The following is an 18,282-nucleotide window of genomic DNA, read 5'->3' as shown; positions in this document are numbered from 1 at the left end:
TGAAAATCGGAACGGCCCCGCACGGGCGGGGCGCACGGCCCCGCCCCGCGCCTTACCACTGGTACGACGCGCCCACGCCAACCGTGTTGCCGCCGCTCGACAGACCCACGCCGGCCTTCATCTTCAGGTTCTGCGTGATGCGAGCCTCGCCGCCGAACGCCACCGCCTGATAGCCCTTGTAGGTCGCGCCGCCGACACCGAACGACAGCGTCTTGCCCGGATCCACGCCCGGGATCATCGTCAGCGCGGTGGCTGCCGCGATACCCGAGTACGCGTTCCTCGACACATCGTTGATCTGGCCCGACAGACCGCCGACCGCACGGTCGAGCTGGCCCTTCGTCGCGCCGTCGTTCGCGTTGATACCGTCCGCGATGTTCACGACGCGGCGGTTGCCGGTGTCGGTGCCGTCGCCGAACGAAACGGTGTTCGCCTCGTTCGCCACGGCGCCCGAGCCGATCGCCACCGAACCGCTGCCGGTCGCGTTCGAGCCGTGGCCGATCGACGTCGCGTTCTCGCCGTTCGCGGCCGAGCCCGCGCCTATCGCCGTGCCGCCGCCGGCGGCCACCTTCGAGCCGGAGCCGATGGCCGTGCCGTCGTTCACGCCGGTGCCGACCGACGAGCCCGAACCTGCCGCCACGTTGCCGGTGCCGGTGCCGGGGTTCGCCGCCGACGAGCCGCCCGCGGTCTGGTCGGTCGCGCCGAAGTACGGGTTGGTGCCCGAACCGCCGCCGTTGCCGTCACCCGGGTTGCCCGGTCGCAGCTCGAGGCCGCCGACGCGGTCGTCGAGATCGCCGATCTTGTCGTTCAGCGCGCTCAACTGCCCGAAGTTCACCGCGTCGTACTGGCTCGTGCCGTCCGCGACGTTCGTCAGCTTCACCGGCGCCGCACCCGTGCCGCCGAGGGTCACCGAGCCGTAGTTCGGCGTGCCGTCGGCATTCAGGTCGTAACGCACCGCGAGCGAATCGGTCGCGCCGTATGCCGCCGCGGCCTGGATCGCCTGCTCGACCGTCGAGTAGCGGTTGCCCTTGACCTCGAAAGACGCGTTGGCGAGCTTGCCGTCCGCATCGACCGTCGTGCCGCCGCCCAGCGTGTCGGCCACGCTCTGCGCGGTGCCGTGCAACTGCGAGCCGTTGATCGCGTCCGTGCTGGTCGCGTTCACCGCACCCGCGGCCACGTTCGTCAGCGTCGTGCCGTTCGTGCCCTTCAGCTTCACTTCGTCGAAGTTCGCCGATTCGTCCGCGTTCTGGCTGTACGTCACCGCCAGCGACGTCACGCCCGCACCCGGATTCGTCGGATCGACCGGTGCGACGAGGCCAGCGTCCTTCAGCTGCGCGACGTTCACCGCGTCGGTATCGTCCGTGCCGGCCGCGACGTTCTTCAACTGCACCGGGCCGGCCGACTTGCCGCCGCCCAGCGTCACCGCGTTGTAGTTCGGCGTGCCGTTCGCGTTGCGGTCGTACGTCACCGCGGCGATCGATTGACCCGTCACCGGATCCACCAGGCCCGAATCGGCAAGCTGGTTGTTGATGACCGTGATGTTCTGCGTGTTGGTCGCAACACGGCCATCCAGGTTGTCGAGCGCGTCGCCGACGTTGCGGTAGTCGACCTTCGTCGCGGCGTTGGCCGGATCGGTCAGCGAATACGTCGGCGCCGTCACGTTGCCGTTGGCGTCGACGGCCGAGCCGCCGCCCAGCGAATCCGCGACGCTCTTCGACACGCCGTACAACTGCGAGCCGTTCACCGCGTCCGTGCTCGCCGCGTTCACCGCGCCGGCCTGCACGTTCGTCAGCGTCGTGCCGTTCGCGCCCCTCAGCTTCACTTCGTCGAAGTTCGCCGAACCGTCCGCGTTCGTGCCGTACGTCACCGCGAGCGATGCCAAACCCGCACCCGGGTTCGTCGGATCGACCGGCGCGACGAGGCCAGCGTCCTTCAACTGCGCCACGTTCACCGCGTCGGTGCCGTCCGTGCCGGCCGCGACGTTCTTCAACTGCACCGGGCCGGCCGACTTGCCGCCGCCCAGCGTCACCGCGTTGTAGTTCGGCGTGCCGTCCGTGTTGCGGTCGTACGTGACCGCGGCGATCGCCTTGCCGTCGTCGCCGATCAGGCCAGCGCCCTTCAACTGGCTCACGTTCACCGCATCCGCGTCGGCAACACCGGCCTTCACGTTCGCCAGCGTCGTGCCGTTCGTGCCCTTCAGCTTCACTTCGTCGAAGTTCGCCGAGCCGTCCGTGTTCTTGCCGTACGTCACCGCGAGCGACGTCACGCCCGCACCCGGGTTCGTCGGATCGACCGGCGCAACGAGGCCCGAGTCCTGCAACTGACCGAGGTTCACAGCGTCATTGCGGTTCACACCGTCCGCCACGTTCGACAGCGTCACCGGGCCGGCCGACTTGCCGCCGCCGAGCGTCACCGCGTCGTAGTTCGGCGAGCCGTCGGCGTTGCGGTTGTAAGTGACCGCGGCGATCGCCTTGCCGTCGTCGCCGATCAAGCCCGAGCCCTTCAACTGGCTCACGTTCACTGCGTCCGCGTCGGCAACACCGGCCTTCACGTTCGTCAGCGTCGTGCCGGCCGTGCCGCCGCCCAGCGTGACCTTGTCCTTCGTCGCGCCGTCGTACGTCACTGCCAGCGACGTCAGGTTGCCGCTGCCGTCGTCGCCCACCAGGCCCGAGTCCTTCAGCTGACCGAGGTTCAGCGCGTCGCTGTCTTCGGTTGCGTTCGCAACATGCTTCAACTGCGTCGGGTTCGTACCGTCGCCCAGCGTGACCGAACGGTAGTTCGGCGAGCCGTCCGCGTTACGGTCGTACGTGACCGCGGCGATCGCCTTGCCGTCGTCGCCGATCAAGCCCGAGCCCTTCAGCTGGCTCACGTTCACTGCGTCCGCGTCGGCCACACCGGCCTTCACGTTCGTCAACGTCGTGCCGTTCGTGCCCTTCAGCTTCACTTCGTCGTAGTTCGCCGAATTGTCCGCGTTCTGGCTATACGTCACCGCCAGCGATGTCACGCCCGCACCCGGGTTCGTCGGATCGACCGGCGCAACGAGGCCCGAATCCTGCAACTGACCGAGGTTCACAGCGTCCTGACGATCCGTACCGTTCGCCACATGCTTCAGTTGCGTCGCGTTCGTGCCGTCGCCCAGCGTCACCGAACGGTAGTTCGGCGAGCCGTCCGCGTTACGGTCGTACGTGACCGCGGCGATCGACTTGCCGTCGTCGCCGATCAGGCCCGAGCCCTTCAACTGGCTCACGTTCACTGCGTCCTTGTCCGCAACGCCTGCCTTCACATTGGCCAGCGTCGTGCCGTCCGTGCCGCCGCCCAGCGTGACCTTGTCCTTCGTCGCGCTGTCGTACGTCACTGCCAGCGACGTCAGGTTCCCACTGCCGTCGTCGCCCACCAGGCCCGAGTCTTTCAACTGACCGAGATTCAGTGCGTCGCTGTCTTCGGTTGCGTTCGCCACGTGCTTCAGTTGCGTCGGGTTCGTGCCATCGCCCAGCGTGACCGAACGGTAGTTCGGCGTACCGTCCGTGTTGCGGTCGTACGTGACCGCCGCGATCGACTTGCCGTCGTCGCCAATCAGGCCCGAGCCCTTCAACTGGCTCACGTTCACCGCGTCCTTGTCCGCAACGCCTGCCTTCACGTTGGCAAGCGTCGTGCCGTCCGTGCCGCCGCCCAGCGTGACCTTGTCCTTCGTCGCGCTGTCGTACGTCACTGCCAGCGACGTCAGGTTACCGCTGCCGTCGTCGCCCACCAGGCCCGAGTCCTTCAGCTGACCGAGGTTCAGCGCGTCGCTGTCTTCGGTTGCGTTCGCCACGTGCTTCAGCTGCGTCGGGTTCGTGCCGTCGCCCAGCGTCACCGAACGGTAGTTCGGCGTACCGTCCGTGTTGCGGTCGTACGTGACCGCGGCGATCGCCTTGCCGTCGTCGCCGATCAGGCCCGAGCCCTTCAGCTGGCTCACGTTCACCGCGTCCTTGTCCGCGACGCCGGCCTTCACGTTGGCCAGCGTCGTGCCGTCCGTGCCGCCGCCCAGCGTGACCTTGTCCTTCGTCGCGCTGTCGTACGTCACCGCCAGCGACGTCAGGTTACCGCTGCCGTCGTCGCCCACCAGGCCCGAGTCCTTCAGCTGACCGAGGTTCAGCGCGTCGCTGTCTTCGGTTGCGTTCGCCACGTGCTTCAGCTGCGTCGCGTTCGTGCCGTCGCCCAGCGTCACCGAACGGTAGTTCGGCGTACCGTCCGTGTTGCGGTCGTACGTGACCGCGGCGATCGCCTTGCCGTCGTCGCCGATCAGGCCCGAGCCCTTCAACTGGCTCACGTTTACCGCGTCCTTATCTGCAACGCCGGCCTTCACGTTGGTCAGCGTCGTGCCGTCCGTGCCGCCGCCCAGCGTGACCTTGTCCTTCGTCGCGCTGTCGTACGTCACCGCCAGCGACGTCAGGTTACCGCTGCCGTCGTCGCCCACCAGGCCCGAGTCCTTCAACTGACCGAGGTTCAGCGCGTCGCTGTCTTCGGTTGCGTTCGCCACATGCTTCAGTTGCGTCGGGTTCGTGCCGTCACCCAGCGTCACCGAACGATAGTTCGGCGTACCGTCCGCGTTACGGTCATACGTGACCGCGGCAATTGCCTTGCCGTCGTCGCCGATCAGGCCAGAGCCCTTCAGTTGGCTCACGTTCACTGCGTCCTTGTCCGCAACACCGGCCTTCACGTTCGACAGCGTCGTGCCGGCCGTGCCGCCACCCAGCGTGACCGAACCGAGGTTCGGCGTGCCGTCAGCGTTACGGTCGTACGTGACCGCGGCGATCGACTTGCCGTCGTCGCCGATCAGCCCCGAGCCCTTCAACTGGCTCACGTTCACCGCGTCCTTATCTGCAACGCCGGCCTTCACGTTCGACAGCGTCGTGCCATTCGCGCCGCCGCCCAGCGTGACGGAACCGAGGTTCGGCGAGCCGTCCGCGTTACGGTCATACGTGACCGCCGCGATCGCCTTGCCGTCACCACCGATCAGGCCCGAGTCCTTCAACTGGCTCACGTTCACCGCGTCCTTGTCCGCAACGCCGGCCTTCACGTTCGACAGCGTCGTGCCGTCCGTGCCCTTGAGCGTGACCACTTCGAAGTTCGGCGTGCCGTCGCTGTTCCTGCCATAGGTGACGGCCAGCGGATCGGTTCCGCCGCCCCCGCCGCCCAGATTGGCCAGCGCGTCGAGCGCATCGCCCACGTTGCGATAGGTGGTGCCGCCGATGGTGTACGTCGGGTTCACGATGGAGCCGTCCGCGCCCACCGATGCATTGCCGCCGAAGGCCGCCACGGCGTCCTTCAACTGGCTCACGTTCACCGCATCGGTGTTGGCCGTACCGCGCGCGACATAAATGATCTGACGCTGCTGCCCGGTCGAACCCACCGAGACCGAGTTCAGCCGATCCGCCACCGAGCTCGCGCCCAGCGCGACCGAGTTCAATGCCGTTCCGGTAACGCTGGACTGACGGCCGATCGCAATTGAGTTCGTGGCGAGCGGATCGACCTGCGCACCCGTGCCGAATGCCAGGGAGTCGGCCGCGTTGGCGCGCGCCGTATTGCCGAGCGCGAGGGCGTTGACGCCCGCGGCTCGCGCGTTGAAGCCCGCGGCGACCGCGTTGTTGCCCGACGCGTTCGTGCCATTGCCCAGCGCGAGCGCGCTCGTGCCGGTCGCCACGCCGCTTCCGAACGCGACAGCGCCCGTACCCGTTGCCGAGGCACCCGCGCCGAGCGCGACCGAACCGGAGCCCGTCGAACGCGACTGTGCGCCGATCGCGATCGCCGTATCGCCGGTGGCGCTGGCTTCCGCGCCAATCGCCACGCCATACGTGCCCGCACGAACGGATGCGTTGTCGCTGCCGTCGCCGAGACCGTCGACCTGAACATACGGATCGGTGCCCGCGAGCGTGCCGATCGCATCCAGTCGGCTGTTCACGTCCTGAATGGCTTGCGTGGTCGTCGTGCTGACGTTGTCGATAGCCGCCTGCGCGTTCGTCGACGCAATACCCATCAGATCGTTGACCTGACCGACGGTCGCCGCATCGCTGTCGGCCTCGCCGTTCTGCACGTTCGTAATGCGACGTTGCAGGCCCGTTGCGCTGTTACCCACGGAAACCGTGCGGATCTCGTCCGCGACCGAGCCGAGGCCCAGCGCGATGGCATTGAGGCCCGTCGCCTGCGCGGCGACACCCGTGCCGCGCCCGCCGATATACGGGTTGCCGTTGGCCACGGTCTGCTGCAACTGCTGCACGTTGACCGCGTCGGTCGCCGCGACACCCGTGGCCACGTTCGACAGCGTCACCGGGCCGGCCGACTTGCCGCCGCCCAACGTCACCGCGTTGTAGTTCGGCGTGCCGTCCGCGTTACGGTTGTACGTGACCGCGGCGATCGCCTTGCCGTCGTCGCCGACCAGGCCCGAGCCCTTCAACTGGCTCACGTTCACTGCGTCCGTGTCGGCAACGCCGGCCTTCACGTTGGCCAGCGTCGTGCCGTTCGTGCCCTTCAACTTCACTTCGTCGAAGTTCGCCGAGCCATCCGCGTTCTTGCCATACGTCACCGCGAGCGACGTCACACCCGCACCCGGGTTCGTCGGATCGACCGGCGCAACGAGGCCGGAATCCTGCAACTGACCGAGGTTCACCGCGTCATTGCGGTTCACACCGTCCGCCACGTTCGACAGCGTCACCGGGCCGGTCGACTTGCCGCCGCCCAGCGTCACCGCGTCGTAGTTCGGCGTGCCGTCCGCGTTGCGGTTGTACGTGACCGCGGCGATCGCGCTGCCGTCGTCGCCGACCAGGCCCGAGCCCTTCAACTGGCTCACGTTCACTGCGTCCTTGTCCGCCACGCCGGCCTTCACGTTCGACAGCGTCGTGCCGGCCGTGCCGCCGCCCAGCGTGACCTTGTCCTTCGCGGTGCCGTCGTACACCACCGCCAGCGATTCACCCGTCACCGGGTCGATCACGCCACCCCTCGCGAGCGAATCTTCCAGCGAACCGACGCGCGTGTTCGTCGCGAACAGTTGCGCGCCGTTTACCGCGTCCTTGCTCGTCGCCGACAGCGTACCGTCCGCCACGTTCACGATCTTGCGTTCGTTGCCGGCGCTACCGACCGATACCGTGTTGTCCGCCAGCGCGACCGATCCGTTACCCAGGGCGACGGAATTGTTGCCGGTGGCCGATGCATTGGTGCCCAACGCAAGCGCATTCGAACCGGCAAGCGCGTTATTGCCGAGCGACGTGCCGTTCTGGCCGGCCGCCGAACCCGCACCGATCGAAATCGCGTTCGCGTTTTGCGCACGGGCATCCCGACCGATCGCCACGCCATCCTGCGAAGCGACCGCGTCATTACCGATCGCGACACTGTTGGCCATGCCAGCCGTGGCGCTGCGGCCGACCGCGACGCCGCCGTCGACCAGCGTCTTCGCGTTCGAGCCGATGGCCACCGAGCCGACGCCGGTGGCGCTGGCGTCATCGCTGCCGTCACCGGCGCCATTCACCTTGACGTACGGATTGCTGCCGCCGACGTTCGCGATCGCGGCGTTCAGTTGGGCGACGTTCACCGCGTCGGTCCCGGCCGTGCCGGCCGCGAGGTTCGTGATCTGGCGCTGCTGCGTGGCCGAACCGACGGAAACGGTGTTGTTCCGGTTCGCGACGGAATCCATGCCGAGCGCGACCGAGTTGTCTGCCTGCGCATTCGCACGGAAACCGATGCCGACCGCCGACAGGCCGCTCGCGGACGCGCTCTGGCCGAGCACGGTCGCGTTGGTGCCGGTCGCCTTGGCGTTGCTGCCGATCGCGGTGGTATTGATCGCGCTGCCGGCAGCGGTATTGCCGAGCGCCACGCTGTTGTTGCCCGCGGTTGCGGCAGAACTGCCGATTGCAACCGAGCCCGTGCCGGTGGCCGTGGCGTTCGGGCCCGTCGCGACCGACGAGCTGCCCGCGGCAGAACTGCCCGAGCCCACTGCGACGCCTGCACCCCCGCCCATCGCGCTGGCGTTGGAGCCCAGAACCGTCGCACCCGATCCGGTGTGTCGCGCATTGGTACCGATTGCGATCGTGCCCGTTCCACCGGCCGTCGCGCTATTGCCGATCGCGATCGAGCCGGTCGCGCCGGTAATGTCGCCGTCGATGACTCGAGCGTTGGTACCGATGGCTACGCCGCTCGTCGGAACGAAACGGTTGCTCTGCGCGACCGCGGCGCCATCGCCGAGCGCCACGTTGCTGTCGCCGACCGTACTCGCCGACGCGCCGATCGCGACCGAGTGAAAGCCGCCGGCTGCCGTTGCGGATCCGAGCGCCACGGAACTGGAGCCGCTGGACGTCACGTTTTGTCCGATGGCAACCGCATTGGCGCCCGTCGCATTTGCGTGATTGGCGCTGGTGCTGTTGACCATGAAATACGGATCGCTCGCGGCAATCGCGGCGTTCAGCTGATTCACGTTGACCGCGTCCGTACCCACCGTGCCGGCCGCGACGTTCGTGATCTGGCGCTGGCTCGCGGCCGTGCCGACGGACACGGAATTTGCCCGATCGGCAACGGAGAACGCACCGAGGGCGACCGAATTTCCGCCGCTCGCCAACGCGCCGCGCCCCAGCACCGACGCGTTCTGCCCGGTGGCCGCCGCGCCTACGCCAACCGCGGTCGTTTCGGCACTGGTTGCACGCGCGAGCGTCCCGAGCGCCACGGCATTCGTCGCGCTAGCCGTAGTATTGCCGCCGAGTGCCACTGCCGACGTGCCGGCAGCGCTTGCGTTCGCGCCGATGGCGGTTGCACTGCTGGCAGCGCTGGCGGCCACGTCGGCCGCATACGTTCCGGTACTGATGGCCACAAACTTGTCATCCGTCGCCGCGATCGCGGCATTCAGCTGATTCAAGTTGACCGCATCCGTGCCCGCCGTACCGGCAGCCAGGTTCTGGATGCGGTTATTCGTCATGCTGACGGCGTTGGCGAAATCCGTCGTGCCGGTGATGTGAACGCCGTTGGCACCGTAAATCATCACATGACCGTCCCGGCTGCCGGCCACCGATGCGGTGCTCGCCGTCGAGCCGACCCCGGCCGCACCATTCAGATCACCACCATTTCCCAGCACAAAGGAAGGCGCATGCCCCCGGTAGACCGGATTGTTGGTACCAATCACCGAACAGTTTGCGTTCGTCGTTGCGCCGGAGTAGCCGAACGTATGGCCAACCCCCCCGTTCGCTCCCCCGCACAGGTTCAGCGCGCCATTCCCGTTCGCCGTCTGCGCTCCGGCATCGATCGCGATCGCGCTTCCGCCCACGCCCGCCATGACCGCGACCGCAGCCGTTACCGACGAACGCATCGTCGAGTTCGATTTCTTTTGCGAGCGCGCCGTTTCGGCCGCCGCGACCCATGTACCCGTCGTCGGATTCCAGACGGTGCGGTATGTCTTGTTCACGTTGATTGCCTCTATACGAAAGTGTGAGACGAGATTCGAGCTACGTGAGCCAATATATTTTTCGCAACGCCTTTCGATAATCAGACAGCCAGACGCGACAAAACTTATTTACTCAGACTGGTCCGAATATGACGATGCCTGACACTTCCGCGAGGAAAACGCGACACGGCACGCCCGCGAAACGCGCGATCGTTTGACATGCGCGCCGCTCGCACCGTATAAACGCAGCGCGCAGGCTCGCCTCGACAATTAGGACCAGTCCTACCGCCGTTGCCGAATTGCTTCGGACTGCCCTACATACCGGCGGCCCTGCCATCACGATAATTGGCTCGTTCCCCGAGCCGGCAGTGCAATCGCCCGCCATTCCACACGGCTTACGGATATCGCTACGCGCGCGGTCCGCCGACGGCTCTCGCCGTTCGTCTCGCGTGCGGCCCCGATTCGCGCATTGATTTCACGGTATTCGTCCCATGCCCATCCGACACCTGTTCGCGTCCCCGGCGGACGCCAACGCGCCGTTCGCGTCGATCGACGGCGAAGCGCGCGACCTGAGCCTGCTGCACCGCTACCAGCGCTTTACGCTGTACGGCGGGGCCGCGGTGCTGTCGCTCGTGATCCTGTTCGCGACGAGCGTGCTGCTCGACGGCTCGGTGCGCGACTACATCGCGAAGCGGCGCGAGCTGTTCGCCACGCACAAGGCGCTCGTCGAACTCGAGATCGACGCGAAACAGGCGTCGGTGCGGCGCTCGGTGATCAATGCGGAGCTGTTGTGGAACAGCCATCCGCGCCATTCGCACAGCGCGGCCGAGGCGCTCGCGCGCGACGGCCACGTCGTGCTGTCGCCGTTGCGCAACGTGAGCGAAATCTTCGTCGCCGTGACGCCCGACGCGCTGGCCGGCAACGAAACCGACGAATACGTTCAACTGATGGAGCGGCTCACGATCTCGGTGGCGGCCGCCGAACGGCAATCAGGGATGCCGCTGTCGGGCTACGCGTACAGCCCCGACCGCAACGTGCTCGCGATCACGCCGCCGCCGTCGATGCCCTATCGCGACGTGCTCGAGCGCATCGGCGTGGCCGACACGCGCGCGCTGATCGACCGGCTCGCGTTCAACGTCGCCGACTGGTCGAACCCGGCCGTCGCGCGCTACTGGCGCGCGACGCGGCGCATCGCGTGGGAGCCGCCCGCGATCGACCCGCTCACGGGCAAGAAGGTGTTCCGCCTCGTCGAGCCGGCGTTCGACGGCCCGCGGCATTTCATGACCTTCGTCAGCGATCTCGACGTGAACGTGCTCGACGACCGGCTCAAGCAGGCGCCGGAAGACGCGGTGGTAATGCTGGTCGACCAGGCCGGCCGCGTGCTGCTGGACGAGGACCGCACGCGCGCGTCGATCGACGGCGCCGCGCTGATGCGTCACGCGCTCGCCGAGAACGGCTGGCGGCGCGGCCTCGACTGCTTCGACGAAAGCTATCTGCACGGCGTGTTCACGATCAGCGACCGGATCGCCGACACGGGCTTCGCGATCGTCTATGCGTACTCGTGGCGCACGATCGCGATCGCGATCTGGCCGACGATCGTGCGCGAAACCGGCGTGGCCGCGCTGATCCTGGCCGTGCTGTGGGCGCTCGTGATCGCATTCGACCTGAAGGTGTTCGCGCCAGTGTTCCGCCGCTCGCGCCGCGTGTTCGAGACCGATGAAATGAGCCGCGCGATCATCGCGACGTCGCCGTTCGGCATCGTGCTCGTGTCGCTCGACACCGACGCGGTGCTGCTGCGCAACCGGATGCACGAGCTGTACGAAAGCGCGGCCGGCGAGCCGCCGCTGCACGAGCGCCTGCTCGCGCGCTACCGGCACGGCACGGGCAGCGCACCGGTGCAGCTCGACGTGGAATTCCCGGTGACGCTCGACGACGGCCGCGCGCGTGACCTGCTCGTCAACTTCGTGCGCGTGCGCTACCGCGGCAAGGACACGCTGCTGTGCGGCTTCTCCGACATCACGACGCGCGCCGACACCGAGCGCGCGCTCGACAGCGCGAACCGCGCGAAATCGACGTTCCTGGCAACGATCAGCCACGAGATCCGCACGCCGCTGAACGCGATGCTTGGCAACCTCGAACTGCTCGACAAGGCGCCCGACCGCAATCGCGAGAAGTCGCGGCTGCACGCGGTCACGTCGGCCGCGCGGATGCTGCTCGACATGCTGAACAACGTGCTCGACATGACGAAGATCGAAGCCGACCGGATGACGCTCGAGGCGACCAGCTTCCGCATCGACGAGCTGGCGCGCGACATCGCCGAGCTGTTCGAGCCGGTCGCGCGTGCAAAGGGCGTCGCGCTGCGCGTGGACGTCGATGCGCAGGCGGCGCGGCCGTATGTCGGCGATCCGCTGCGGGTGCGGCAGATCGTCGTCAATCTCGTCAGCAACGCGATCAAGTTCACCGATCGCGGCGCCGTCGCGCTGTCCGTGACGGCGCCGGTGGCCGACGGCACGCCGGTGATGATCCGCGTCAGCGATTCCGGCATCGGCATGACGCCCGCGCAGCTCGAACGCGTGTTCGAGCCGTTCGCGCAGGCCGACGAATCGATCGCGCGCCGCTTCGGCGGCACGGGCATCGGCCTGCCGCTGAGCAACAAGCTCGCGGAATCGATGGGCGGGCGCATCGCCGTGGACAGCGTGCCGAACGTCGGCTCGACCTTCGTCGTGTCGCTGCCGCTGCCGCTCGACCATCAGCACGGGATGCAGCCGGCGCCGGCCGGCGGCGACACGCCGGACCTGCGCGTGCTGTTCGTCGACGACAACCCCGTCAACCGCTCGCTCGTGCACGATCAGCTCGACGTGCTCGGCTATCGCGCCGACGTCGCGTCCGGCGTGGCGCAGGCGCTCGATCTCGTCGAACGGCACGACTACGCGATCGTGATGACCGACCTCAACATGCCGGGCCTCGACGGCTATGCGCTCGCCCGGATGCTGCGCGAACGCGGCCGCGCGCTGCCGATCCTGGCCGTGACCGCGCATGCGGAGCCGGACGAGTTGCGGCTGTCGAAGGAAGCCGGCATCGACGAGATCGTCACGAAGCCGACGTCGCTGCGCTCGCTCGAACAGGCGATCGCGAAATACACGGGCCCGTGGCGGCCGGGCCGCGCGATCGCGGCGGCGCCCGCGAGCACGCGCGGGCCGCTGCCGCGCGACCTGTGCGCGGCGCTGGTCGATGCGACCAACCGGGCCAATGCCGCGATCGTGCGTGCACTGGAATACGGCGACCTGAAGGCCGCCCGTGCGGAGATTCACAGTATGCGCGGCGCGTTCGCGATGATCGGCGAGCGCGATGTGTCGGGCCTCTGCGCGTCGCTGGAAGCGCTGGCGCTGGCCGGCGACGCGGTGGCGTTCGCGCGGGAGTTCGAGCAATACCGCGGCTGCGCGCAAGCCGCGCTCGCGCGGCGCGCCGGCGACCACGCGCAGCAGCGTGGCGATCCGCTTGCGGCCGGAGTGAAGCATGGAGCATGAAGGAGGCGCGAAGCGGGAGGACGGCTTGCTTCGCGTCATCTGAACGATGAGCGGAAGAAGTGCGCGGCAACCGCCGGCGGGGATTCGACGCTCGCATAAGGCAGCGTGAGGAGTAGTGCTACAACCAACGTAGCTTCGCGCAACGGCCGGGCCCAGCGACCGCCGTCGAATCCATGCCACGGCACCGCGCAAACCCAGCTTAACGTCATTGGACCCTGCATCCAATAGGACTGAACCGATTCGTGCTGGGATTTCTTCCCGTCGGTGAAAACGGTTCGTCAGGGTGCCTCGACGCGGCCGATCGACACGCTTTTCAACACATCGGTGAAGAAACGACGAATCGGCCAGCCGACGCAGCCGCCGCGAAATCGTTGAGCAGCAAGGACGCGAGGCACTGACCTGATGGTCAACGCGGCTGAAACCGCGCGCACCCGTTGCCCGCGGCCGTTCAATCTTGGCTAAAGTAGTTGCACGTTTTCGCCTGGATGAAGTAACGATCGACATCCGCCGCGTCAACGAGCGCGGCCTGCGGGTGGGTAAAACACCTGCAGGCCGCTGACCACCACCAACTCAACAGAGGAGTTGACCATGGCTGACGCGAATCATAGCGCACCCATTCGTTTCCGGGACTGCTTCGTCAACACGCAAACATCCATTCAATCTCGCCGCGTCGTTCCGCATGTCAGGCTCGCCGATAGGGCGCCGCTCGATGCCGCGCAGTGTTCGGCGATCACGGGAGAAGCACGATGAATTACGACGATCAGGATGACTACACCGGCGCCGTGCCGGCCGATTTCGATTTCTACGACGTCGGGGAGCTGGAGGCCAAGTCCGTCCTTGCGCTGAAGCTCAACGCGCTGATTGCGTCGCGCGGCCTGAGTGACGAAGATGCCGCGGCGCTCGCGGAAATGGCCCGGCCGGTGGTCACGCCCGAGCAGCGCGAGCGGCTCAGGAACGTTTCGCTGGATCAACTGATGCTGACGCTGGCGGCATTTGGCCAGCATGTGGAAATCGTGGTGCGGGCCGCGGGGGAATCGGGCCCGGCCGGTATCACGGCGACGGTCTGACCGCGCGTCGCGCAACGACGAACGGGGCGGCAGCCGAAGCGTGCCGGTGCACGTACGAGGCAAGCGCCCCTTTCGATTCAACGTCGCCGGTTGTCGCGTCCGATCGGGTCAGGCCTGAATCGTCGACGTCTCGCGTGCATTCATCGTCACGGCGAGCGGCGGAAAGGTGGCCGCGCTATGCATCGCGCCGTAGAACTTGTTCATCACGATGTCGATGCCGTAATTGTCGAGCGTCCGGCCCAGCCCGTACGAGTAGAGCGTCTCCGGCCGCAGCGGAAAGCAGCGATCGAGCAGGAAGCGCGCGCCGGCCGGCGAGATCGTGTACGCACAGATCCCGTAGAACTCGAGCAGGTTCATCACCAGCACCGGGCCGCGGTCGTTCCGGAAATCGCCGATCGCGCCGTCGAGCGCCGCTTCGTCGAAGCGCATCGTCACCGGCGCGCGGCTGTTGAAGATCGAACCGCGCAAGATCGAATCGAAGTTGTAGCCCCATGCGATGAAATCGTGCCGGCCGCGATCGTCACGCAGGAATTGCAGCGTGGCGTCGTGGAAATCGGGCCGGAAGATCGCATCGTCCTCCGCGATCGTTACCCGCTCGCGGCCCGACGCGATGTCGCTCCACAGCCGATGCGTGGTCATCGCGATGCCGAACGCACCGCGCGTGTACGGCAACCCGGGCGCGAACAGGCCGGATGCGGTGATTGCGGCGTCCGAGAGTGCGTGTCCGTCGATCGCGTCGACGAATTCGAAATCCAGATGCGGGTTGTTCGCGCGGAACGCGTGCCGGCGCGCGTGGCTGCGGCGCAGCGAAATGACCTTGACGGTCGGGCGCACGGCCGGGTCCGCCGCAAGCAGGGTGGGCGCGTTCGTCGCCATCATTGCCAGCCCGTCACGACCGAAATGCCGAATACGATGCCGAGCACGATACCCACCGCACGGCCTTGCAGGATCGGCTTCAACGCCTCGGGCTCGAAGAACGGATCGATTGCGTTCATCCGGTTGCGCCATGCGGCGAACGCTGGCGGCACGAGCAGCACGAACGCCATCAGCACCGCCGAGATCAGCGTCACCGCCAGGCCGCCGGCGCTCCAGCGCGTGCCGGCCTCGATCACGAAGTGCACGAGCGCGACGGTCGCCGCGCTCGCGATCGTGCCGACCACCGCGCCCTTGACCACATTATCTGCATCACTCATCGATTGTCCTCCATCGCCAGTTCATGCCGCTTGATATCGGCGGATGCTGCGTATTACAGGCGAGTCGGACGCGAATCTCTATCGGACGGGTCTTATTGTCCGGCGGCGGGGCGAAGGAATCGGACGAGGCCTACACGGCGTACCGGAGTCTATGTGGCCTGCTTCCCGGCCGGCGGCCCGCCAAGCGTCATCTGTCGACGCTTTTAAGACTGGGCCGATTGAGTGGCCGACAGCGTGTCCATAAAGTGGAACGCGTCACGGCGCAAGGCTGTCCGCCGCAACCGGCATGACGCCCGCGACGCCCTCGCATCGGAAACGTCTCGACACGAACGTCTTGACGGCGCTTCCCCGAAGCGACGTTTTTTCCCAACCGCGGCATTCGCCGCATGCCATCGGACGACACCATCATGAAACAACGCGCCACCGTCCTGTGCCGGCGCGGCGACCGGATTCTGCTGGTCGCCCGACCGCACGCCCGCTGGACACTACCCGGCGGCCTACCCAAACCGGGCGAATCGCTGAGCGACGCCGCTCGCCGCGAACTCGCGGAAGAAACCGGGCTCGTCTGCCGGAACCTGCGCTACCTGTTTCGCGCGGCCGGCAAGCACAAGCTGCATCACGTGTTCCTGGCGGATCTCGATGCGCACGCGCGAGCGCGTCCGTCCGCGGAAGTCGCGCACTGCGCGTGGTTCGACCGGATGGAAATGGCGTCGATCGATTGCAGCGGGCCGACGCCCGCGATCGTCGAACTCGCACTCGACGGGACGCGCGTCGCCGGGCCCGTGGCCTTCATGATTCACGTCGAAGCGGAGACCGCAGTGGGATGACGTCGTTGCGATTGGCGCACGGCGCGGTTCCGGTGACGGGAAAAAGGCGGCCGATTGCCGGCGAAACGACGCACGGAACAAAAAAGGCTCGGCGGGCTCACAGCCGGCCGAGCCTCGTTTTCTTCGGCGCCTGTTACTGCTCGATCGTCGCCTGCGCGGCCAGCTTGTCGACCAGCGCGGCCATCGCGTTTTGTCGCGCCTGCTGCTCCAGTTGCTGTCGCAGCACCGGCTTGGCCTTGTCGAAGCTCGGCACGACCACCGGGCGCTTGTCGGCGAGCTTCACGAACGCATACGCATTGCCGATCTGCACCGGGCCCGACACCGCGCCCGGCTTCAGCGACGTCATGGCCTGCGCGAGCGGCATCGGCAGCCCGGCCGTGTGGCCTTCGGCAAGCGGCGTCTTCAGTTCGCTCCACTCGGCCACGCCAGCGTTCGCGGTCGTGTTGTACTTCTTCGCGACCGCATCGAAGGCCGCACCCTGCTTCAGCTCGGCGGCCACCGCATTCGCCTTCGCGGCATCGGCCACGGCCACCACTTGCGCGCGGTATTCGAACTGCGCGGCATTCGCGACGATGTAGTCGTAGCGCGCCTTCACCTGCGCATCGGTCACGCGCTGCGCGCCCAACGCATCGCGCAGATACAGATCGGCGGCCGCGCTCGCACGCGCGCGCGACACGATGCCCTGGACTTCGGGCCGGCTGCCGTAGTTCGCCTTGTCGGCCGCCTGCTCGATCAGTTGCCGCACGATCAGGTCGCGCTTCACCGCATCGCGCAACGCAGGCGTATCGGGCTGGCCCGACGCCTTCACGATGGTGTCCACGTCGCTCTGTACGATCGGCGCGTTGTTCACGACCGCGACGATGCCTTTCGGCAGCGGGGCCGCGCCGGCTTCGGCGGCGACCGCGCCCGTCATGCCGGTGGCGCAGACGAGTGCGATCACGGCGGGAATGGCTTGAATACGAGTCTTCATGATGGAGTCCTTGATAATTGACCGCGCACGAAGGCTGCGCGTATGAACGATGAAGCGTGATGGCGCCGACGGCGTCGGCGCTCGAGGGTGTATCGAAATCGTCGACGACGTCGCGCGTATTCCCTGTCTGCCCGCGGCGCGCCACGTTCGTTGCCGTGCGTCGAACACGGAAAAAGGACGCCGCCCCACCTCGGGCGGCGTTCGGAACGAAGACGAGCTTCGGATACGAGGTATCGAACGGATCACCATGCAACCGTTCGACCGGCACATTGTGGGCAGACGCAGACGACGACACAATCGGCCTGGTCCTACATCGGCGCACGTTTGCGTCGCACGCTCGATCCGCACGATCCACACGAATCGCGACGCGCCGCATGAATGGCGCTTGAATCAGACGAGTCTGATTGGAACGCATCGGGCCGATACGAATAATGAATTGATCCCGGCTTTCGGTCGCGCAGGCATCTCGCACCGGCCGCGAGCGATTTCCTTTCACCTTCCCGTATCGAGGATCCCGTTTGAATCATCGAATCAACCTGACGCAGGTCGTCACGGCAGTCCGGCGTGCGACGCTGCCGGTGTTCGCCGCGGCAATCGCGAGCGGCGCGACCGCGGCCGCCGCCGCCGCACCGACGCAGAACCAGCGCGACTTCGATTACGCGCATCAACAGGCCTGGCAGATCGAGTCGGGCGATTCGCAATCGCCGATCGACATCCGGTCGGGCACCGTCGTGCAGGCCGAACGCATGCCCGGCGTGAACGACGCGATCGTCGTGCACGTCGCCACGGGCGGCGCGACCGTCGTGGACAACGGCCACACCGTGCAGGTCGTGCCGAAGCAAAGCGACGTGATCATCCGCGGCCGTCACTTCCGGCTGCTTCAGGCGCACTTCCACGCGCCGGCCGAGCACACGATCGACGGCCGGCGCTATCCGCTCGAAGGCCATTTCGTGTTCCGCGCGCAGGACGGCCGGCTTGCCGTCGTCGCGGTGCTTTATCGCGACGGCAACGAGAACGCGCAGTTCGCGTCGATCGTGCGCGCGGCGCGGCGCGGCGTCGCGTCGCCGCTGGCGTCGTTCGACGTGGCGGCGCTGATGCCGGACGATCTCGACAGCTATTACCACTACCTCGGCTCGCTGACGACGCCCCCGCTCACCGAGAACGTCGAATGGTATGTGCTGCAGGACACGATGGAGCTGTCCGCGGCCGACATCGACGCGTTCACGCGGCACTACTCGCACAACGCGCGCGCCACGCAGCCGCTGAACGGACGCCCGCTGTTGAAGTACCAGCGGCACTGA

Annotated in this window: 8 protein-coding genes; 4 read left to right on the top strand and 4 right to left on the bottom strand. The window is 67.1% G+C overall.

The genetic code is table 11. The features are described from left to right. Window positions 1–52: 52 nt before the first annotated feature. Complete coding sequence (locus KPB06_RS02415; RefSeq protein WP_275905309.1) at window positions 53–9,418, bottom strand: YadA-like family protein; 9,366 nt, start codon at window positions 9,416–9,418, stop codon at window positions 53–55. Window positions 9,419–9,888: 470 nt separating this feature from the next. On the opposite strand from KPB06_RS02415, the gene KPB06_RS02410 reads away from it, so the two are divergent. Next, a complete protein-coding gene (locus KPB06_RS02410) occupies window positions 9,889–12,924 on the top strand; it encodes an ATP-binding protein (RefSeq protein ID WP_059576331.1) in 3,036 nt (1,011 codons plus the stop codon). A gap of 746 nt (window positions 12,925–13,670) precedes the next feature. Next, complete coding sequence (locus tag KPB06_RS02405; RefSeq protein ID WP_059576333.1) at window positions 13,671–13,991, top strand: helix-turn-helix domain-containing protein; 321 nt, start codon at window positions 13,671–13,673, stop codon at window positions 13,989–13,991. Window positions 13,992–14,099: 108 nt separating this feature from the next. Here KPB06_RS02405 and KPB06_RS02400 read toward each other — a convergent pair whose 3' ends face one another. Together KPB06_RS02400 and KPB06_RS02395 are read right to left on the bottom strand one after the other, a co-directional pair. Then, window positions 14,100–14,870, bottom strand: a complete 771-nt coding sequence (locus tag KPB06_RS02400) for a glycosyltransferase family 25 protein (protein WP_059576337.1) — start codon at window positions 14,868–14,870, stop codon at window positions 14,100–14,102. Next, window positions 14,867–15,184 (bottom strand): hypothetical protein, encoded by a 318-nt coding sequence (locus KPB06_RS02395; RefSeq protein ID WP_059576341.1) that lies wholly within the window; start codon window positions 15,182–15,184, stop codon window positions 14,867–14,869. The genes KPB06_RS02400 and KPB06_RS02395 overlap by 4 nt, the downstream gene beginning before the upstream one ends. 407 nt (window positions 15,185–15,591) lie before the next feature. Between KPB06_RS02395 and KPB06_RS02390 the strand changes: the two genes are divergently transcribed. Further along, window positions 15,592–16,011 carry an NUDIX hydrolase gene (locus KPB06_RS02390; RefSeq protein ID WP_059576363.1) on the top strand — a complete coding sequence of 140 codons (420 nt, stop codon included), beginning with the start codon at window positions 15,592–15,594 and terminating at the stop codon, window positions 16,009–16,011. A 133-nt stretch (window positions 16,012–16,144) separates the two neighbouring features. Here KPB06_RS02390 and KPB06_RS02385 read toward each other — a convergent pair whose 3' ends face one another. Further along, window positions 16,145–16,981, bottom strand: a complete 837-nt coding sequence (locus KPB06_RS02385) for a peptidylprolyl isomerase (protein WP_059576345.1) — start codon at window positions 16,979–16,981, stop codon at window positions 16,145–16,147. A gap of 518 nt (window positions 16,982–17,499) precedes the next feature. On the opposite strand from KPB06_RS02385, the gene KPB06_RS02380 reads away from it, so the two are divergent. Further along, window positions 17,500–18,282, top strand: a complete 783-nt coding sequence (locus KPB06_RS02380) for a carbonic anhydrase (RefSeq protein WP_081066550.1) — start codon at window positions 17,500–17,502, stop codon at window positions 18,280–18,282.

It is taken from the genome of Burkholderia semiarida, from assembly GCF_029268935.1.
Classification (GTDB): domain Bacteria; phylum Pseudomonadota; class Gammaproteobacteria; order Burkholderiales; family Burkholderiaceae; genus Burkholderia; species Burkholderia semiarida.
This window is presented reverse-complemented; position numbering and strand designations above follow the sequence as displayed.

Coding starts and splice junctions, on each gene's coding strand:
- KPB06_RS02385 (WP_059576345.1), bottom strand. CDS start 16,981: ATGAAGACTCGTATTCAAGCCATTCCCGCCGTGATCGCACTCGTCTGC.
- KPB06_RS02400 (WP_059576337.1), bottom strand. CDS start 14,870: ATGATGGCGACGAACGCGCCCACCCTGCTTGCGGCGGACCCGGCCGTG.
- KPB06_RS02395 (WP_059576341.1), bottom strand. CDS start 15,184: ATGAGTGATGCAGATAATGTGGTCAAGGGCGCGGTGGTCGGCACGATC.
- KPB06_RS02405 (WP_059576333.1), top strand. CDS start 13,671: ATGAATTACGACGATCAGGATGACTACACCGGCGCCGTGCCGGCCGAT.
- KPB06_RS02390 (WP_059576363.1), top strand. CDS start 15,592: ATGAAACAACGCGCCACCGTCCTGTGCCGGCGCGGCGACCGGATTCTG.
- KPB06_RS02410 (WP_059576331.1), top strand. CDS start 9,889: ATGCCCATCCGACACCTGTTCGCGTCCCCGGCGGACGCCAACGCGCCG.